Genomic DNA, 19,885 nt, shown 5'->3' with positions numbered 1-19,885 from the left:
TCATGAAGAAATTTTAATACTCAGTAGCTGACTATCATTTATAATATACCCATTCTGAAGCTCGATTGCGTGTGCAGCAATTTTGCAATATTCCAGCATCGTGTGCAGTAAATACTGCACACGCTATAAAAAATGCCTCTCTACAAGCTGTAAAGAGGCATTTTATACCGTTAAATGTGATCCCGTTTGGATTCGAACCAAAGACCTACTGCTTAGAAGGCAGTTGCTCTATCCAGCTGAGCTACGAGACCAGTCTTGTGCGGAAAGCGGTGAACTTCCCGTAAACAAAAAATTTCGGAATTGCTTCCGAAATTTTGTAGTCGGGGTGGCAGGATTCGAACCTACGACCTCCACATCCCAAATGTGGCGCGATACCGGGCTACGCTACACCCCGAACTATTTTGCTTTAAAGCTTCTGGTTTCTCAACCCTTCTGCCTTATTGCGGTGCAAAGTTAAGTGAAGATTTCTGACTTGCAAAAAGTTTCTCAACTTTTTTATTTCATCATCTTACAGCGGAGAGGGGGGGATTCGAACCCCCGGTACCCTTACGAGTACGGCAGTTTAGCAAACTGCTGGTTTCAGCCACTCACCCACCTCTCCAGTGGTTTACTCTTCCTGCTAAAGAGAATGCAAACATACTACAACTCGCATAATATAGCAACACCTCCCGCGTAAATTCTGCTTAAATAATGTGCTTTCCACTGCCGCTCCGGCTTAAGTACCTGATACAGCAAAACTTGCCGAAACTAAAATTTTTGAAATATTTTCACCTTCCGCCTACTCCATCCAGCTTTATACCTGCTTTTGCCCACACAGGCGTTATTTCGGCTCTACCGGCTGTAGCATAAAGGCAGCAGCAGGTTCGTATGCGTCCGTTTCGTATATTTGTGCCGGCAAGTTTTTTATTCATAGCATTTCGGCTTGCCTACTGTAAAAAATGACCTGGTATCAAACCCTAACCCTGCTTGAGGTCCTGTTCGGCACCCTGTTCGTGGTGCTCTACGTGGGCTATCTGTTGCGCGTGCGCCGGGTGGCCCTGTTCTTTAAGCAGCGGCCGCACGGTGTATGGGTAAAGTTTGTGCTGCGGCTGCTGTACGCTGGATTGCTGGTGGTAGCCATCCTCGGGCCTTCGTTCGGGGCGATGAAGAAGGAGATCAAAACCATTGGCAAAGACCTGTACATTGCTGTGGACCTATCCAAGTCCATGGATGCCACCGATGTGCAGCCTTCGCGGCTGGAAAAGGCTAAGATGGAAACCATGCGGCTCGTTAGGCGCTTTAACTCCGACCGTATTGGCCTGATTGTGTTTGCTGACGAAGCTTACGTTCAGAGCCCCCTCACCTACGACCAGAACGCCCTGCAGCTGTATACTCAGACCCTACGCACAACGCTGCTCCCCCACTCTGGCACCGACTACGCCCCTTTGCTGCGACTAACGCTGGAGAAGCTGCGCCAGGACGAAAACCCCAAGGCTGAGGAGCAAAAGGCACGGGTGCTGGTATTGCTAAGCGATGGGGAGGATTTTGGAGGCGAGGTAGAAAAACTGGCGCAGGAGCTGAAAGAAGAAAACATACGGGTGTACACAGTCGGCATTGGCACGACAGACGGGAGCCGCATACCTGTGGACAATGGGTTTAAGAAGAACGAAGATGGACGGGTGGTGCTTTCACGGCTGAACCCGGAGCCGCTGGTGCAGTTGGCCGAGCTTACGGGTGGCACCTACTATGAGGTAAATGAGCGCGTGAGTGAGGTAAGCAAGCTGATCAGCGCGATCAACAAAATTGAGGGCGAGCTGCGCGAGAGCAAAACAATAGACGTAACCGCAAACAAGTATGTGTACCCCCTGGCACTGGCACTGGTACTGATTTTGCTTGATGCTTTCATCACCGTAAAACTTATCCGGATATGAAGCCGCTCTTCCTGGTCCTGTTCCTCATCAGCATCTTCAGCGGAGGCATTTCGTCTGTTTCACGCACAAACGAGTATGTGCAGAAAGCAGCCCGCTTCTATACCCAGGAAGATTATGTGGCGGCCATTGCCGCCTATGAGTATCTACTGCACGACCTGGAGGTAAAGGACGACCAGTTGCAGCTGAACCTGGCCCACTCCTATTACCAGGCAGGCTTGTACCCGCAGGCACTGGCGGCATACCAACTGCTGGCCAACCACCCGACACAGCACCTCCGTTCGCTCACCCAACTGCAGATCGGCAACCTTTTCAGCAAGCAGAAGAAGTATAAACGTGCCCTTTCCCTCTACCGCCAGTCGCTGATTACAGAGCCCGAAAATGAGGAGGCCCGCTACAATTACGAGCTTTTAAAAAAGTACCTGGAGCTGCACCCCGAGGCCGCCAAGGAGGAAGAACAGGCACCCGCCCCAAAAGAGGAAACTCCGGCGGAACCTGACGGTTTGCAGTCGCCGCCCCCGGCAGAGGAAAACATCGAGCCGCAGCCAAAGCAGAACCCGGATCCACAGGGAGACCGGCAGGAAGAGGTAGAGAAGCCTGAGCAGGACCCTACTGGGGCACAACAGCAGAATGCCGGCGCCAGCGAACAAGACAACCCGGCAGGTAACAGAGACCGCGAAGAAGCTGTCGGCTCAACGGCGGGAGACACAAAGGGCCAAAACCAAAACAGCTCCTTTGACCCAAACGGACCTCGCAGCAGCAATGCAGAATCAGTATCGGCTGCCGACCAGAGAGCCCAAACACGACGCTCCAGGCTGGAGCAGGCGAATATGAGCCCTGAAAAGGCGAAACTGCTGCTCGATGCCATGCGCAATGCTGAACTGCAGTACATCCAGCAACTGCCAAAAAAAGCCACTACAGCCCCTGATCCCAGCAAGCCCGACTGGTAATAACCGCTTTTGCCCCTGCGGTTATTTATACTTGTGTAGGAACCTCACTCTTGATGCCTGTCTCACGTGACAAGGGCAGACAGCCATATTTAGCACTACAAAAGGGTACTTCATTCTGTTATATCTTAATGTTGTAAGCGCATATTAAATTTTGTTCGAGTAGCACGCTGCGAGGCGAAAGCTCAGATATGCCGAACTCATTCCACCTACTCGTAAGCAGGGTACTTGCTGCCACACCTTCCCGCCTATCCCTCTGACTTCCTAAATCTTTCTTTAGTTTATAGTTGGCCAAACTATGATGTTACAACAATATAGTAATATGATTATACTGGATTTTTTATTCGCTAAGTAAAGAGGAACACTCCCCACCATAAAACAGACTTTCACCACCTCCTGCGGCACTATTAATTTTCCTGTCGAAAAGCCTACCGTAAGTGTTTCATCTTAAATCATTTATCACAACTAATCAAATTTAAACGATATGAAAAATTTCTTTTCTAGACCAACAACTTTCGTTGCTGCTGCAGCTATTGCTTTCTCTTTTACGGCCTGCGAGCAGTCTGATATCTCGCCAGATGCAGACTTCTCTGCCCAGAACGCGCAAGCTGCACATCAAAGCAAGTCATTTAATTTAAACAAGGTTTATACCGTTAACCTGAATGAGTTGAACAACTCCGGCGTTAGTGGTACTGCCACTTTAACCCTGATGGGCGACAAACTGGAAGTGCATATCCAGGCAAGCGGGTTGGAGCCGAACAAGTTGCACCCACAGCATATTCACGGTTTTGTTGAAAACAACAGAAACGCCACCTGTCCGGACATGAGTTCTGATATGGACGGAGATGGTTTGATTGAACTTGCAGAGGGACTTCCTTCTTACGGACCGGTGCTTTTATCGCTTACACCGTTCCCAACTGCTCCTGATGGAACAATAGATTACAAGCAGACTTTCGACATGACTGCTGACCTGCGCCCTTTGCAAAACAGGGTAATCGTGCTACACGGTATGACGGTTGATGGAGAATACCTTGCCACCTTGCCAGTAGCTTGCGGTATGGTAATGAACGCCAACAACGGCAAGAAGAAATAAGCAGCGTTCCGCTAGTAAATATATCAGTAAAAGGGTCTGGACAACGTTCAGGCCCTTTTGCTTGTATGTGGTGGTACCATTCTTATGCCACCACCTGCGGCCTTTCAGCAGTTCGCTCCTGCTCTTTTGGCGTGTTCCACTGTTTCCGGGTAGCAGCCATGGTGGCCAGTATGATCACAGAGGAAATGCCCGCAACAGCCCGACGGGTTTTGTAGGGGCTATAGGCAAACTCAATACAATCACAGCAGCACAGAGAAGCTTTACCTTCGGCATAGCCCGGTTTCTGTCTTTGGTCATCTGCAGGAAATAGTAAAGCACCAGTGCACTCATGCCAGCGAAAACTATGCCCATCAGCATCAGGCTGTAGAAGTGGAAGGAGTAAGTGAAACTGCCCGTCTCCAGTCGCTGCACGTTTACAAGAGACACGGCAATAAGATGAGCAATCCAGTTGTAGAGCTGCCAGAAGCCCCCGATTCCGATTATCACCTTCAGAACGCTTTTGACGGCTACCTTGCTGGTTTTCCGGAGGTAAGCTGCAAGTATAATTGCTGAAAGGGCAGCAAGTACCGTCAGGCTGCTGTCGAAAGGAACGGTGTCTCCCACACGACTGAAAGGTTATAGAACCTGTACTTTAGCTTACTTCAGCTTTACCAGTGTAAACAACTGCCTGGAACAAGTTTAAATTTTGCTTCCATAGCTATTTTACGGGAGCATCGTAAAACACTAAGTAAACCACCGGTAGTTTCACCGGTAGCTTTAAAAAGTAGCCGCAAGTGGCCGTAACAAAGCAGAACGCCTTCGTTTGGTTAGCCTGACCACAACCTGACCAGGCTAACGAACGTTTGGTTTTGAGAACAAATCCCAGTAACTTCACAACATATCAGAATAAATCCTAATCAAACCATGCAAACCAAAGAAGTATATATCATCTCGGCGGTTCGTACGCCAATCGGTTCATTTGGCGGCGTATTAGCCAGCCTTTCGGCTACACAACTCGGTGCCGCTGCCATAAAAGGAGCACTGGAGAGAGCCGGTGTAGACAAAAGCGAAGTACAGGAAGTAATCATGGGCAACGTAATATCTGCCAACGTAGGACAGGCCCCTGCCCGCCAGGCGGCTGTGTTTGCCGGACTGGGATATGAGGTAGAGTGCACGACGGTAAACAAAGTTTGCGCCTCTGGCTCTAAAGCCATAATGTTTGGCGCACAGGCCATTATGCTGGGTCACAAAGATGTGGTTGTGGCTGGTGGTATGGAGAGCATGAGCAACGTGCCCTATTACCTGGAGAAAGCCCGCTTCGGCGCCAAGCTAGGCCACGGCCAGATGACGGACGGCTTGCTGAAAGACGGCCTGTGGGACGTATATAACGATTTCCACATGGGCAATGCGGCTGAGAACACGGCTAAGGAGATGAAGATTACACGGGAGCAGCAGGATGAGTATGCTATCAACTCCTACAAGAAAGTCGCTGAAGCCTCAGAGGCCGGCCTATTGAAAGACGAGATTGTTCCGGTGGAGATCCCGCAGCGTGGCAAAGACCCTATTGTGGTGTCGGAGGACGAAGAGTTCAGAAAAGTAAACTACGATAAGATCCCTGGCCTGCGCCCGGTATTTGACAAGGAAGGCACTGTAACCGCTGCCAACGCCTCTACCCTGAACGACGGTGCCGCGGCAGTGGTGCTGATGAGCAAGGAGAAAGCAGAGGAGCTGGGGCTTAAGCCAATCGCCCGCATCCTGGGTTTTGCCGATGCCGAGCAGGATCCGATCTGGTTCACCACTACCCCATCACTGGCTATACCGAAGGCGCTTAAAAATGCCGGCGTAGATGCTTCTGATGTAGATTATTACGAGATCAACGAGGCATTCTCTGTGGTATCGCTTGCCAACAACCAAAAGCTGCAGCTGGAAGGCGGCAACGTGAACGTATTCGGCGGTGCTGTGTCTTTAGGCCACCCGCTCGGGGCCTCTGGTGCGCGCATTTTGGTAACGCTTTGCAACGTGATGGACAAGAAAGGTGGCAAGATCGGCGTGACCGGTATTTGCAACGGTGGCGGTGGCGCCTCTTCCATTGTGATCGAGAAAATGTAATTCAGCCTTCGGGCATACAATTTGATAGAAGCCTTGCGTTAATCGTAAGGCTTCTTTTTTGTATGTAGATTTACAGCGTTTTAGGGTGAAGTATTGTATAGCCGGTGGCCGAGGGAAGTATAAAACAGGGACAACCTTCCTTATCATGCATACTGGCAACGGCGCCATTGGAATGTTTGCACCCGAAATCCTGTTTATACTTACGCATCCGGAAAACCCTGATTCTGACAAGGCTTCACAACATATACGTTCACCGTTTATAACTATGCACAAGCTACTAACCTTTTTACTTCCCTTGGGCCTGCTCCCCATCGCATCCATTGCCCAACAGCAAGTCACTACTTATCACGACGAGGCGTACACACAGGTAAAGGAAGTATACACCATTACCCCGGACTCCGCTATCGTGGGCTATTACAACCGCTATTATCCCACTGGTGAGCGCGAAGCGTTTATAAAATTCGTGGAAGGCAAGAAAGACAGCGTGTACACTGAGTTTTACCCGGACGGCCAGCCGAAGCTGCAGGTAGGTTATGTTTTGGATGTGAAGCAGGGGCCTTACAAAGCGTATCGGGCAGATGGGAAGTTGCTGCAGGAGGGCTTTTACGAGAACGATCAGCAAAGCAAACTCTTTAAAACATACTTCGATGATGGCACGCTCAAAAAGGAGACTGAGTTTGTTAACGGCTTTCCGGAGGGAGCTGTGCGCGAGTATTACCCCTCGGGAAAGTTAAAGTCGGACATTACCTACAGGAACAGCAAGCAGAACGGGCCAGCCAAAACCTACTATGCCAACGGCAACCTGGAGTCGGAAGCCAGTTACCGCAACGGCATGCTGGAGGGCTCCTATAAAACATACTACGATAACGGGCAGGTACAGACGGAGGTGGAAAACGTGGCGGGCCAGAAACAGGGCAGCTACAAGAGCTATTACCGCAGCGGCAAGCTAAGCACCGAAGGCAGCTTTGCCGCCGGCAAAATGCAGGGCCAGGCAAAATCATACTTCGAGAGCGGCAAGCCACGCAGCATTATCTCCTATAAAAATGGCGAGATCAACGGCACGGCGCAGTACTTTTCTGAAGACGGCAAACTGGTAGAGGAAACCACGGCCAGCAACAATGGCTCCGACAGCAAAACATCCCGTTACTTTCCTTCCGGCAACCTGCAGGCCGAGGAGCAGCTGAAAGACAGGAAAAAGCACGGCATCTGGAAAGTATACTATGATGCCCCGGGTAAAAAAGTACAACTCAGCGAAAACTTCACGGCCGGCAAGAAAACAGGAGAACGACTTACCTACTATGAGAATGGGCAGGTAGAGGAGAAAAAGGTGTATAAAGATGATAAAATTGTCGGCATCAGCTACACTTATTATCCATCAGGTAAGCTGAAATCAGAAACCGACCATAAAGACGGACGCCGCTTCGGGCCCTACAAAGGTTATTTCGAGGACGGCAAAATAGAGGTGCTGGGCCAGTTCCGCAACAACCGCGAAACCGGCAACTGGAAGTATCATAACCCCGAGGGCAAAGTAATCAAAACCCGCGTTTACCGAAACGGGGAAGTGCTGGAAGAAAAAGAGAAATAGGCCTAAGGGCATCAACAGAAAAAGCACCCGTGATTGGGTGCTTTTTCTGTTTAAATAGAATTTTATTTAGTAGCTTCCGGAGCTAAAACAGTATGTCCTTTTTATACTTCCGCGCCAACAGATGTACACGTTCTGTTAACAACGCAACTCCTAGAACAAACTTAATGAAGAAAGTTCTAAGCCTGGGATTCCTACTCCTGTTGGGCTGCCAAAGTGAAACCAGAACCGATGCCGTGAATAAGGGCGAAGGTGTTGCTGCTGTTGGTAAAGATACAGTTAGCTTATATCAAGGCCTATCCGAATCCGCTATCATTGGCACTACACGTAACCAGATCGTCTCGACCGACACCATTAGTGACAATCTGTACCTCACCCGGTACATTGGTGATAACAGGTTTCTGGGCACCGTTATCTGGACAATGGTGCGAGGCAGGTTCAACCCCATCTGGCAGTTGAAAGATAGCAGCGATTTCCCACCCCATACTTACTCCTTTGTAGACTACAACAGTGATGGGAAAAAGGATGTAACCATACTTTCCGGGCAGGAGGATGTTTTTAGCACCGATGTGTACCTCAACAAATCAACGACCACGTACAGCACGGACAACTTTGAGTCAGTACACCGTAACTGGAACAACTACTCAGTAATTGTGGATCTGGATGGTGACGGTGTTCCAGAGTTACTTGACTCAGGAAATGAGCAAGTTGAACCGGAGGAGAGACCGGAGTTTTTCTTGTCAGATGACGTTAAATCCGAAATAGACCGCAAGTATGTTGAGATCGCTCAGGTAAAAGGAGCCAACAATTTCCACTTTAACATGCCCCAGCGTTTCAGGGTATCTAACTCATTTTTGATGGACAGTATAAAAGTGATGGGCTGTGAGGACGAAAAGTTCATAGACAAGACCTGCAACTATCAGGATTATCTTGATTGGCGGATAGGTATACTTGAGCAACTGGAGAAAGACAGCAGGAACGACACGAAGTATGTAAATGCGCTAATCAGTTATCATAAAAGGAGAAAAGGTTGCAAGTAATCAACATTTTAAAATATTTCTGCCTACGCTTTTAACTTATAAACCTTAACCCTTGAATAATGGCATCTGAAAACACTGAACTTGTAAACCGCTACTTCGACCTTTTCAATCAGCATGATTGGGACATGATGGCGGAGTTGTACTCTGAAACGGCAGCGTTCAAAGACCCGTCGCTTGGCCCCGGCATCGTAAAGCAGACGCGTGCGCAAACGGCACAAAAGTACAGGGAGCTAAACGAAGTATTCCCGGACCTCACTGATACGGTAGTGCAGGTGTATCCATCAGGCGAGAAGCACGTGATTGTGGAATTTGTATCCAGCGGCACTGCACCAGACGGTACTACTTTTGAGTTGCCCATCTGTACTATCTTTACCATTGAAGATGGCCAAATCACGAAAGACTATACCTACTACGATAACTTCGAAGCCTAGCGCTTGATTAAAATTTTGATGCATCCATCGGTAGCGCTACTGCTTTCGTGCTGCAAGTATGCATCATCAACAAGTATAACCAGTTATACAATAGAAAAAGGGAGACATCGGGTCTCCCTTTTTCTATTGTATAAACTTAACAAAACAGCCTTCGATTTTTTCTATTGTAAAGCCACTGTTCCTTCAACAGTTTTCTTGCTCTTCTTTGTTTTGGCGTCCGGCTGGCTGCCGCCTACACTTATCTGCACATTACCGGATAGGTGTTTGGCGGTACCGTCCTCGGCAATAACAGTCATGTCCTGTGGGCGCAGTTGAAAAGTAACCACTTTGCTTTCTCCTTTTTTAAGGGAGATGCGCTGGAAACCTTTCAATGCCCTGATCGGAGTTTTATATCCGGCCACTTCGCGACTGGTATACAGCTGCACCACTTCCTCGCCATCCATTTTACCGGTGTTCGTCACCCGCACACGAACGGTTATCGGGCTGTTTGCCTTTGCAGTTGCAGGCACTGCTAACTGGTCATACTTGAAGGTAGTATAGCTCAGGCCGTGCCCGAAGCTGTACAAGGGCTGACCGTTAAAGTAGCGGTACGTACGGCCTTCCATAGAGTAATCGCTGAATGGCGGCAAGTCTTTGTCGCTCTTGTAGAAGGTAACCGGCAAACGGCCCGCCGGGTTGTAGTCACCAAAGAGTACATCCGCAATGGCTGTGCCCGCCGACTGGCCGGCATACCAGGCGTTCACAATGGCCGGTATGTTTTCAGACTCCCAGGGCGTGGCGATGGCGCTTCCTGTCATCATCACAAACACCACCGGTTTGCCCGTGGCTTTCAGCACCTTCATCAGGTCGGTTTGTACCTGCGGCAGCATGATGGTGGTACGGTCGCCGCCTTCAAAACCCGGCTCATCCACTTTCATCTCCTCCCCTTCCAACTGCGGCGAAATACCGCCCACAAACACAATCGCATCGGCATCCTTTACACGGTTCGCCAGCGCCTTGAAGTCGGTTCTGGCTAAGTTACCGGCACGCATCGCGATGGAGGCCTTGCCACCGTCCTGCAGGTACTCCACCATCAGGCGGTACGTTTTGCCTTTTTCGGTAGGGAGCTTGTAGGTTTTAGCGCCCCAGCGGTTCCTCGACCAGGCATCGAGTTGCTGCTTGCCATCCACAAAAAAGCGGTAGCCATCATCTCCTTCTACTTCAAAAGTGATAGTGCCATCTTTATCGGCAGTATAATCTGTCGTATAACGGGCGGTGAAATCATAGGCTTTCATGTTGCCCACAACTGTTTCGCCCTCCTGCCAGGCATTGCTTATACCTGCTTCCTGGCGTGTGGCGATAGGCTGCCCCTTCAATTCCTTATTATCAAAGTATTCGGCCTTTACGCCGGGCTTGCCATCTATACTTAGCCGCTTGCTGATGTCGGAATACACCAGTAGCGTGTCTTTGGTAAAGGTAGAGGCCCGCTCGTACACCACCTCGGTGTTTGGCCCCACTTTTTCGCGGATTCCCTCCAGTGCCGTCACGATTTCAGATGGAAGTCCGTTGTAGTTGCCCAGCACCGCAATAGGGTTGTCGGCGTTCGGACCAACTACGGCAATCTTCTTCAGGTTTTTGCGCAGGGGCAGCGTGTTCTTATCGTTCTTCAGCAGCACCATCGACTGGCGGGCCATTTTCAGGGAATGCGCCTGGTGCGGTGCACTCTCCAGCACGCTGGATGGCGTCTGCGCATAGGCTACCATAGCTGCCGGGTCAAACATGCCCAAACGGAACCGGATGGTGAAAAGCCGCTTCACCGACACATCAATCTGGCGCTCAGTGATCTGACCATTCTTCACGGCCTGCACCAGCGCTTTGTAGGCGTCGGTACCGCAGTCCAGGTCAGTTCCGTGCATTACAGCGTCCGCCGAGGCACTGGCAGCATCCGGGTGTGTTTTATGGTTTTTGAAGAAGTCGTCGATCGCCCAGCAGTCCGACGTAACGTAACCCGTAAACTGCCACTGGTTGCGCAGGATGTCGTTCATCAGCACATCAGAGCCGCAGCAAGGCTCTCCACGGAAGGCATTGTAGGCACACATCACACCCGCTACATCCGCATTCACCACCAATTCCTCAAAAGCAGGCAGATAGGTATCCCATAAGTCGTAATTTGATGGCGTGGCGTTAAATACGTGGCGCTCCGGCTCCGGACCACTGTGCACGGCATAATGCTTGGCACAGGCTGCTGCCTTCAGGTATTTAGGGTCATCTCCCTGCAGTCCACGCACAAAGGCCCTGCCCAGCATAGCTGTCAGAAAAGGATCTTCGCCATAGGTTTCCTGACCACGGCCCCAACGCGGATCGCGGAAGATGTTGATGTTCGGTGTCCAGTAGGTCAGGCCCACATAGCGCTGCCCGGACTTTCCTTCCTCAATGGCTTTGTTATAGATGGCCCTTCCTTCCAGGGCCGAAAAATCAGCCATCTGTTTAAGTGATATCGTGTCAAAAGTGGCCGCCATGCCAATGGCCTGCGGGTACACCGTTACCTTGTAAGGCGTGCGCGCAACTCCGTGCAGCACCTCGTTCCACCAGTCATAAGAAGGGATTCCCAGCCTGTCGATTGCCGGCGCCGCATTCAGCATCTGCGCCACCTTCTCCTCCAGGGTGAGGCGTGAGACCAGGTCGTTTACACGGGCATCGATGGAGAGCTCAGGGTTCTGGAAAGGATATTTGTACTTTTCCTCCTGTTTTAAAGTAAAAGACGCTGCACCGATCAGCACTGACATGAGGAATAATGATAGAACTCTTTTCATTCGCAAGTCTTAAGGTCAAACATAGATTCCTCTAATTTCTAAAAATTATCAGTACTTTTCTAACCCGATTTGAAGTGTTTTGATGAGGCAGTATTTTAATGCTGCTCAAGGCTTAACAACATCTTGTTTCTTTGTATTTTAAGCTGGTTTAGCAGCAGAATTCCCGCTGCCCGCCAAAAAGTTTAGCCTATGCCCAACGTACTTGAAACAGAGCGATTAATTCTCAGTGAGTTTACGACCGCAGACGCCGCCTTTGTCCTGGAGTTGTTAAATGACCCGACGTGGTTGCAAAACATTGGAGACAGAGGTGTGCGTACATTGGATGATGCCCGTGCCTACATCAAGAACGGACCAATCAGCAGTTATAAACGGTTTGGTCTTGGCTTGTACCTAGTTCGGCTAAAGGAAGGCAACATACCTGTCGGTGTTTGCGGTTTGCTGAAAAGGGAGGTGCTGGAGGATTTTGACATAGGCTATGCCCTGCTACCCAGGTACACCGGGATGGGGTATGCCCAGGAGGCAGCAGCAGGTGTGGTTCGCCATGCCAGGCACACCCTTGGTTTAGCACGCATCGTAGCCTTCACCCTGCCAGGCAACCCCGGCTCTATCCGCGTGCTTGAAAAACTGGGAATGAAGTATGAGGGCACTATGCAGTTAACGCCAGATGCTGATGTATGCAACTTGTACGTACTAGAACTTTAGCCAGTGCGGCTTATACTTGCATCAACACTACCTACAGCATTCTGATGAAGTATAAAGTTATACAAAACCAAGTATAAAAAGACTGGACGGTACTAGTCCCGGCGCCTGAGCAGCTTTCGTAAAGGACTAAGTGCCGCGAAGTTTATGGCTGCCCCCGCGAGGCAGTAAATACAGGCGCGCTTCTGTACAAAGGTCATGTTGACCAGGTACTGCGCCGCGCCGGCAGCCTGTGCCAGTAAAACACCTCCAAGAGCTACATCCAGCACCCGCGACTGCTTTGTGAAGCGTGAGGACGCTGTGGCCAGCGCCATCGTAGCCGTGTAAGCCCCCAAGCTAATCACACCATCCGGTATGCCGAGTATCACGGCATCTTCTGAAGAGTTGACTTTCTCCGTGTCAAAATACTTGCCCGGAATATCTGGTAGCTTTCTGATATAGCCCAACTGGAAAAGGGAAATCAGGCTGAAGTCGAGAAGGCCCAGTGCGGCCAGTCCTGCTATCTGCCGGCGGTATTGTGTGGTTTCGCTGCTGTCGTCGCGCAGCTTGTCAATTACGGATTTGTTTTGTTTCATAGCTTGTGCGGTTTGTGCTTTTTCTACGCGCCTGCTGTGCGTTAGTTCCCCTAAACAACTGCCACACAACACCTATACTTCAGCGCATTCTAAACTTACACCTGAAACGAGGCGTACCATCAACAGAAGAGACACAGCAATTTAAACTATGAAAATGACACAAGACACAAATACGCACAATAGTGGCCGCAAAGGTGTGGCCGTCATCACAGGTGCCTCAGCCGGACTGGGCCGCGCCTGCGCCAGGGAGTTCGCCAAAAACGGGTATGATGTCGGATTACTTGCCCGGGGCGTGGAAGGCCTGGAAGGCGCAAAGCGCGAAGTAGAGGAGATGGGGCGTAAAGCCGTGTTTGTACCGGTGGATGTGGCGGATGCAGCGGCCGTGGAAGCGGCAGCCGTGAAGATAGAGCAAGAATTAGGCGATATAGATGTGTGGGTGAACAACGCCATGAACAGTGTGTTCAGCCCCGTAAAGAAAATGGAGCCGGAAGATTATAAGCGTGTAACCGATGTAACCTACCTCGGCCAGGTATACGGCACCTTATCAGCGCTCAAGCGCATGCTGCCCCGTGATAAAGGCTCCATTGTGCTGGTGGGCTCAGCATTGGCTTACCGCGGCATTCCGCTGCAGTCAGCCTACTGCGGCTCCAAGCACGCCATTCAGGGCTTTTACGATTCGTTGCGCACCGAGCTGATGCACGATAAAAGCAACGTGAAGGTAACGATGGTACAGCTGCCGGCCATGAACACGACCCAGTTTGGCTTCGTGAAAACCCGTCTGCCGAACAAGCCAAAGCCCATGGGCAAGATCTACCAGCCTGAGGTGGCCGCCGAAGTAATTGTATACGCGGCCGAAAACGAGCGCCGGGAGTACCGGGTAGGCTATCCGACACTGCAAGCCATTATCGGCAACAAAATAGCGCCCTGGTTTGCGGATTATGTACTGGCCAAGACTGGCATTGAAGGCCAGCAAACCAACACTCCCGAAGATCCGAACCGCAAGCACAACCTCTACGATCCGCTTCCGGGAGACCATGGTGCCCATGGCACCTTCGATGATCAGGCAACTTACTTCAGCCCACAAGTATGGCTAAGCCTGCACCGGGATAAACTGCTGGCGGGGGCACTGGCGCTGGGTGGCGTTATGCTGGGCAGCATGCTCTCCCGAAAATGGTCTGACAAGTAGGATGACTAAACCTGAAGCACGAGTAGGTTCAAGCAGACGCTTGCTCCAGGATAGTAGTAACTAAGAAAGCAGGAGGCCCGGTTATGATTTCTGGACCTCCTGCCTTTAAACTTCTGCCAGGTATAACCTACCGGCCAAAGTCGTCCTGCACTCTTACGATGTCCTCTTCGTCTGATGGCTGTGCGGCATCCGTGTGTTGCCAGATTTCAGCCAGTACCCCCCATTCCTTCAGGCCTACCAGGCGGTGACGCTCCCCTTGCTGCAGGGTGATTTTATCTCCCGGGTTCAGCGTTTGCACCATCCCCTCCTCATCGGTATCACTTGTCACCACGCCAACAACACCTCGTACTACCTGCCATATTTCAGCCCTGCGGTGATGGTACTGCCACGACAGGCGTTTCTCGGGCGCCACAACCAGAATCTTGGGGCTCAGCTTTCCTGATATTTTCAGGTCATCGACGGATATGCCGTCAAAGTAGGTATCAGCAAAACGCTGGGCCTGCTGCTCGTCTATCACAAAAAAACCGCCCCATGGCCGCGTCTGGTCCTGCCTGTCGATGTTAAAACCCTTAGCCGTCAGTTCCTGCGCTATTTCCTTAAACAGTTGTTCCTTATTATGCTCACTTGACATACTTCTTCACTGGTTTCGAGTTAAAATAACTAAGATTTAAATATATAGATTATCGCTAATTACAACGGATAATTTTCAATTCGGATTAGGCTCGGGCGCTAAAATTTTGCCTGTTGCCAAACAATTTCCAGCACATAGTCCGCAGCGTTAGAAGCAGTCCCCCCCTTCGTCTGCTGTCAAAGGCACTTTTTAACCTCTTTAATTTTTGCCCCGTAAACCATAAAGTATAATTATTTTTAAATCTTAAAGCATAAAACTATGGCAATTGTAAAAGTAATAGAAGTAATCGCCGGGTCTGAGAAGAGTTTTGACGACGCTACCCGTAACGCGCTGGAAGAAGCTGCGAAGTCAGTTAAAAACATAAAGTCCATTTATATTAAGGAGATGACGGCAAACGTGCAGGATAATAGAATCGTCTCCTATGGGGTGAATGCTAAAATATCTTTCGAGGTGGATAACCTGAAGCAGAACGGATGATATCTGACGAAGAACAAAGTATAAAAATCCCACTTTTGTCTCAATAAAAAAGCTGCAGGAGCTTGCCCTATACGATGGAGGCTCCTGCAGCTTTTTTAGTATGAATTGCCGTACAATAGCAACGGCAATCACTTTAAGTATAAAAAAGAGAGCCCGACACGTGCCGGGCTCTCTTTTTACTGTACGTAGTTCGTTGTCACTTTCAGGTCACCCACCATCAGGTCGAAGTCGCCGGGTTCCGTTACCCATTTTCCTGCCTCATTCACAAAAGCAAGGTCTTCCGGTTTCAGGCTGAAGCGAACTTCTTTTTCCTCTCCCGGTGCAAGATCCACTTTCGTGTACGCCCGCAGCCTGCTGGCGCTTGGGGTGATGCTGGCGTATAGATCTCGGCTGTAAAGCTCCACGGCCTTTTTACCGGCACGGCTACCGGTGTTCTTCACCTTCACGGTTACCTGCAGTTGGTCATTCGCTCCGAACGTCGTTGCATTTACCTTCAGGTCTGAAAACTGAAACGTAGTGTAGCTTAAGCCATGCCCGAATGTCCATTGCGGATTAAATCCTTTATCGCCATAGGTGTTTGGCTGGTCCTCACGGATCTTCTCGGTCCCTTTGTGGTCGTACAGCACCACATCACCGGCATGGCGTGGGTACGTAAAAGGCAGCACCCCGCTTGGGTTATGGTCACCAAAAAGTACGTCGGCAATAGCCGGAGCGCCAAAGGTAGATGGACGGTACGCCAGCAGCACTGCCTTCACATCTGGCTCAATGGAGGAGATTATGCGTGGCCTTCCCTGCGTGAGTACCAGAATTACCGGCTTCCCTGTTTCTTTGGCGGCCTTGGCCAGGGTAAGCTGGTTGGCATCCAGTCCCAGATCATCAATTACACCAGGGCTTTCGGCATATGCTTTCTCTCCGAGGCAAAGTATAATGGCCTGCACGTTTTGCGCATCCTTTTTCAGCTGTGCGACATTGTAATTAGCGGCCGCCCCGAAGTCACCCACTGATCGGCTCACCACATTTTTCGCGCCCAGTTCTTTTCGCAAGGCCTCCACAATGGTTAGGGCCTTGTCCGGGTATTGGCTCTCATCACTGCCCTGCCAGATATAGGACCAGCTGCTGTGCAGCGTTCCCAGCGAGTTTGCCCCCGGGCCAGCCACCAGCACACGTGCTCCCTTCTTCAGCGGCAGCACATTGCCTTCATTCTTCAGCAGCGTCAGGCTTTCCAAGGCGGCCTGGTAGGCTACGCTGTCATACTCCGGCTTCTGCACCTGGCTTTTCAGGGCAGCATTCGGGTATGGGTTATCCAGCAGTCCCAGATTTTCTTTGAAGTTCAGGATACGGCGCACCGACAGATCAATGCGCTCCTCGCTGATGGTTCCCTCTTTTACCAGCTCCACCAGCAGGTCGTAGAATGAATAGTCCATCGGCACCATGCTCATGTCCAGCCCTGCCTCCACTGCCATTCGCACAGCCTCCTTTGGGGTGGCGGCAACGCGGTGCCGGGTGTGCAGGCGGATCACGTCTTCCCAGTCTGAAACAGCCACGCCCTCAAAACCCAGTTCATCCCGCAGGATGGTGGTCAGATAGTACTTGCTGCCGTGCACGGGCACCCCGTTGATTTCACCTGAGTTGATCATCACCGTAGCTGCCCCGGCTTCGACGGCCTCTCTGAACGGAGGCAGCACATACTCCCGCAGCATTGTTTCCGGAATATAAGACGGCGTTCTGTCTTTGCCGGTAGCGGGAAGGGAATATCCCAGGAAGTGCTTCATGCAGGAGGCAACGGTGTGGTCCTGATTCAGGCCATCCTGCTCATATCCTCTGATCGTGGCCGCTCCCATGGTTTTTACCAGGTACACATCCTCGCCAAAAGTCTCCTCGAAGCGTGGCCACAGCGGTTGCCTGCCGATGTCAAGCACCGGGTCGAAGTTCCAGGGAATACCAGCGGCACGCACTTCCGCTGCCGTGATCTCCGCTATTTTGCGGGCCATCTCCGGGTTGCGACTGGCGGCTGTGCCAATGTTGTGCGGAAACAAGGTAGAGCCCGCAATGTAGTTTGCCCCATGGATGGCATCAACGCCATATACCACCGGCACGCCCAGTCTTGTCTCCTTGGTAGCCACATCCTGAATGGTTGTCAGAATTTTATGCCACTCATCCACTGTGTAGGCATGGCCTTTTACGTTCAGGATAGAACCTACATTTTTTTCAATCAGGGCCTTGCGCAGCTTCGCCATATCCACCACCGTCGTTTCGTCATCTTCCAAGATCAGGTCGATGGTAACCTGCGTCATCTGCCCTACTTTTTCTTCAATAGTCATGGCTGCGATCAGGCTGTCCACCCGGCTGGATGAGGCTACAGATGCGGGAGAAATGGCTGTTGCTGTAGTTTCTGTTGCGGCCGTGGTTATGCCATCAGCAGCGGGCTTGGGAGAGGCACAAAACTGTAAGGCAAGTGCCACGGCGAGCGCAAAAGGAATAGATTTGGTCTTATTCATCTATGTTGTGAGTTGTTTACAGAATCCGTTTAGGTGCAGGTCAAAGTATATGAATCCTTCGGCTTGCAGGCGTTTGATAATATAGCGGCATGGGGTTACTTGTTCTTCGTTTGCACATAGCCCGCTTCGTGCTTCATCGCCTCTAACGCCGAAGCGAGGTATACGAAAGGAGCATTCCAGTTGATGGCAATTTCGTTGGCGGCGTAAGAGCATTCCTCATCTATATATGACTCGTCGGCTATTTTCGTGTGGTACGTGCAGCCATCCTGCTGCCCAGGATTCGGCCCACCCACCAGCAGCCCCGGAACCGGCTCCTTCACCTCATCTGAAACAGAAAGGCGGTGGTGCGGGAACATCGGGGTTTTAGAGCCAAAGCCGGTCAGGAAAGAGTAACCGGTTGCGTTTCTGCCGAGAAGGTAATCCAGGTTAGCCAGCGCACTGTTCAGGTACCGTTGGTCTTTGGTCAGACGATATGCCTGCACCAGGGCGATTCCCTGGTTACCTGCCACGGCGTTGCTTCCCCAGACAAAATCACTTGCCTTTCCGCCCATCGGCACCTTATAAGAGGTCTTCTCTCCGGCTTTCACCAATTGGTCTGCAAAGGCAACCAAGGCGGCTTTCAATTTCGGGAAGTCTTTTCGGGCTGCTGGTGTCAGGTCCTGCTGGTGTCGTGCTAAGGAGTAGTAGCCTAACAGCCGAACCTGTCCCCATGATGGTAGTTCCATGTTTTTATGTGGCACAGCCTTGATGGCTTTGTAGTAGACCTCATCCTTTGTTGTGAGGTAAAGCTCAGCGGCGGCCCAGTCAAATTCATCACTCACGTCATTGTCGTCGTAAGCACCCGTGTTTACATCAGGGTTAAACTGCTTGTTCATTGCAGGCTGGTCATATAATACCGTCGGATTTTTACGGGCCCACTGCCATGCTGCCTTGGCGGCAACCAGGCTTGAGTCTGCAAAGCCCGGCAGTTCTTTCTCATACTTGCTAAATACGCGGCTAGCCTGCGCCATCACAGCTGCAAAGTTCAGTGCCGCCGCCGTTGATTTTTTCACCACGTAGCGCGGCGCATTTGCCTCCGATGGCTTGGTACTCATACCTTCAAACTCTGGTGTGGTGAGCTTGTGATAAACACCGCCATCTTCAGGGTCCTGCATGGTCAGCATCCAGCGCAGGTTCCAGAGCGACTCATCAAGCAGGTCGGGCAGGGTATTGTTGCTTTCAGGCAGCTGTAAATGTAGCGTGTTGAAGTATGCTGGAAAGTCCTCATAAGCCGACAGCATGGTAGCGGTGGTAATGCCACTGTTCACGATGTACTTGTTGTAATCCCCAGCATCATACCAGCCCTTGGTAGAGGAAATGATTGTTTCTGCTGGCCTGCCCTTGCTGGCAGCAGATGCATGTACGAGCACCTTGTTATCGGGATGACCGCCGGGACGGCTCCACTGGCCTGCATGCTCTTTTCCGAGATCCGTGGAGGCACGCTGGAAATAGAAGGCTTTAATAGCCGCGTGAGCCACATCCCGGTACACCTCCTGCCCTATCGCAAACGGATAGGAATGGCCTAGCCCCGGCACAACCAGCACATAGGTGCCGACAGCCTTCAGCGGTGAAAAGTCGGCCACTCTGGTAGTTTTAGCTGAATGCAGTGATTTTAGCTCTTCCCCCAGTTTACCGGTATAAAGAGTGTCCGTTAAATTTGCGGTGGTAATGTAAAAGCTTCCGTTCACCTTACCCGGCACAATGGCCTTTTTGGCTCCATCGGGGTAAAACCCTATCTGGTTCAGGCGAATTTCCTGGGACTGTTGCTGTCCGCTTGCTGATAGGCCGGCGCACGCAAGCACCCCGGTCAGGAGTGCGAAGAGACCTGATTTAATATGTTTCATTCGAATTTTAATAAGAAAGCTGACTTGACACCTACTCTTTGCAACTGATGAGAAGC

The 19,885-nt window shown here is 50.9% G+C and carries 16 protein-coding genes and 3 tRNA genes; 10 read left to right on the top strand and 9 right to left on the bottom strand.

The genetic code is table 11. The annotated features are described in order from the left end of the window. Window positions 1–177: 177 nt before the first annotated feature. The 3 genes from A0W33_RS14440 to A0W33_RS14430 form a co-directional block, all read right to left on the bottom strand. Window positions 178–251 (bottom strand) — tRNA-Arg (locus A0W33_RS14440). A 69-nt stretch (window positions 252–320) separates the two neighbouring features. Next, window positions 321–394 (bottom strand) — tRNA-Pro (locus tag A0W33_RS14435). 120 nt (window positions 395–514) lie between these two features. Then, window positions 515–601: transfer RNA gene (locus tag A0W33_RS14430), tRNA-Ser, on the bottom strand. A gap of 337 nt (window positions 602–938) precedes the next feature. On the opposite strand from A0W33_RS14430, the gene A0W33_RS14425 reads away from it, so the two are divergent. The 3 genes from A0W33_RS14425 to A0W33_RS14415 all read left to right on the top strand — a co-directional run bounded on the left by A0W33_RS14425 (window position 939) and on the right by A0W33_RS14415 (window position 3,947). Continuing rightward, window positions 939–1,910, top strand: coding sequence for a VWA domain-containing protein (locus A0W33_RS14425; RefSeq protein WP_068838839.1), 972 nt, complete (start codon window positions 939–941; stop codon window positions 1,908–1,910). Beyond that, window positions 1,907–2,857, top strand: a complete 951-nt coding sequence (locus A0W33_RS14420; RefSeq protein WP_068838838.1) for a hypothetical protein — start codon at window positions 1,907–1,909, stop codon at window positions 2,855–2,857. Before A0W33_RS14425 ends, A0W33_RS14420 begins: the two co-directional genes overlap by 4 nt. A 481-nt stretch (window positions 2,858–3,338) precedes the next feature. Further along, window positions 3,339–3,947 (top strand): CHRD domain-containing protein, encoded by a 609-nt coding sequence (locus A0W33_RS14415; RefSeq protein ID WP_068838837.1) that lies wholly within the window; start codon window positions 3,339–3,341, stop codon window positions 3,945–3,947. Between the two features lie 174 nt (window positions 3,948–4,121). Here A0W33_RS14415 and A0W33_RS14410 read toward each other — a convergent pair whose 3' ends face one another. Further along, entirely contained in the window at window positions 4,122–4,550 is a 429-nt protein-coding gene (locus A0W33_RS14410) for a hypothetical protein (protein ID WP_068838836.1), read from the bottom strand. Window positions 4,551–4,850: 300 nt separating this feature from the next. Here A0W33_RS14410 and A0W33_RS14405 point away from each other — a divergent pair, with 300 nt between their 5' ends. From A0W33_RS14405 to A0W33_RS14390, 4 genes are all read left to right on the top strand, one after another. Further along, on the top strand, window positions 4,851–6,035 hold the full coding sequence (locus A0W33_RS14405; protein ID WP_068838835.1) for an acetyl-CoA C-acyltransferase: 1,185 nt from the start codon (window positions 4,851–4,853) through the stop codon (window positions 6,033–6,035). 265 nt (window positions 6,036–6,300) lie between these two features. Next, a complete protein-coding gene (locus A0W33_RS14400; protein WP_068840151.1) occupies window positions 6,301–7,620 on the top strand; it encodes a toxin-antitoxin system YwqK family antitoxin in 1,320 nt (439 codons plus the stop codon). A gap of 164 nt (window positions 7,621–7,784) precedes the next feature. Next, window positions 7,785–8,657: an FG-GAP repeat domain-containing protein gene (locus A0W33_RS14395; RefSeq protein ID WP_068838834.1), complete on the top strand. Its 873-nt coding sequence runs from the start codon at window positions 7,785–7,787 to the stop codon at window positions 8,655–8,657. Window positions 8,658–8,716: 59 nt separating this feature from the next. After that, window positions 8,717–9,088, top strand: a complete 372-nt coding sequence (locus A0W33_RS14390) for a nuclear transport factor 2 family protein (RefSeq protein WP_068838833.1) — start codon at window positions 8,717–8,719, stop codon at window positions 9,086–9,088. A gap of 161 nt (window positions 9,089–9,249) precedes the next feature. Here A0W33_RS14390 and A0W33_RS14385 read toward each other — a convergent pair whose 3' ends face one another. After that, on the bottom strand, window positions 9,250–11,880 hold the full coding sequence (locus A0W33_RS14385) for a beta-glucosidase (protein ID WP_068838832.1): 2,631 nt from the start codon (window positions 11,878–11,880) through the stop codon (window positions 9,250–9,252). Window positions 11,881–12,069: 189 nt separating this feature from the next. On the opposite strand from A0W33_RS14385, the gene A0W33_RS14380 reads away from it, so the two are divergent. After that, window positions 12,070–12,582, top strand: a complete 513-nt coding sequence (locus A0W33_RS14380; protein WP_068838831.1) for a GNAT family N-acetyltransferase — start codon at window positions 12,070–12,072, stop codon at window positions 12,580–12,582. A 92-nt stretch (window positions 12,583–12,674) separates the two neighbouring features. Here A0W33_RS14380 and A0W33_RS14375 read toward each other — a convergent pair whose 3' ends face one another. Then, the gene (locus A0W33_RS14375) at window positions 12,675–13,154 is read right to left on the bottom strand and encodes a vitamin K epoxide reductase family protein (protein WP_068838830.1); all 480 of its coding nucleotides are present in this window, start codon (window positions 13,152–13,154) and stop codon (window positions 12,675–12,677) included. 148 nt (window positions 13,155–13,302) lie between these two features. On the opposite strand from A0W33_RS14375, the gene A0W33_RS14370 reads away from it, so the two are divergent. Further along, window positions 13,303–14,340, top strand: a complete 1,038-nt coding sequence (locus A0W33_RS14370; RefSeq protein WP_229802274.1) for an SDR family oxidoreductase — start codon at window positions 13,303–13,305, stop codon at window positions 14,338–14,340. A 127-nt stretch (window positions 14,341–14,467) separates the two neighbouring features. On the opposite strand, the gene A0W33_RS14365 is transcribed toward A0W33_RS14370, so the two are convergent. Further along, the gene (locus tag A0W33_RS14365) at window positions 14,468–14,971 is read right to left on the bottom strand and encodes a cupin domain-containing protein (protein WP_068838829.1); all 504 of its coding nucleotides are present in this window, start codon (window positions 14,969–14,971) and stop codon (window positions 14,468–14,470) included. Window positions 14,972–15,229: 258 nt separating this feature from the next. Between A0W33_RS14365 and A0W33_RS14360 the strand changes: the two genes are divergently transcribed. Then, window positions 15,230–15,448 (top strand): dodecin family protein, encoded by a 219-nt coding sequence (locus A0W33_RS14360; RefSeq protein ID WP_068838828.1) that lies wholly within the window; start codon window positions 15,230–15,232, stop codon window positions 15,446–15,448. A 176-nt stretch (window positions 15,449–15,624) separates the two neighbouring features. Here A0W33_RS14360 and A0W33_RS14355 read toward each other — a convergent pair whose 3' ends face one another. Both A0W33_RS14355 and A0W33_RS14350 read right to left on the bottom strand, forming a co-directional pair. Beyond that, complete coding sequence (locus tag A0W33_RS14355; RefSeq protein WP_082815247.1) at window positions 15,625–17,946, bottom strand: glycoside hydrolase family 3 N-terminal domain-containing protein; 2,322 nt, start codon at window positions 17,944–17,946, stop codon at window positions 15,625–15,627. A 95-nt stretch (window positions 17,947–18,041) separates the two neighbouring features. Then, window positions 18,042–19,829, bottom strand: coding sequence for a glycoside hydrolase family 9 protein (locus tag A0W33_RS14350; RefSeq protein ID WP_068838827.1), 1,788 nt, complete (start codon window positions 19,827–19,829; stop codon window positions 18,042–18,044). Between the last annotated feature and the right edge of the window lie 56 nt (window positions 19,830–19,885).

Source organism: Pontibacter akesuensis (assembly GCF_001611675.1).
Lineage (GTDB): Bacteria > Bacteroidota > Bacteroidia > Cytophagales > Hymenobacteraceae > Pontibacter > Pontibacter akesuensis.
Note: the sequence above shows the minus strand (reverse complement) of the source record. Positions and strands in the feature narration are given on the sequence as shown.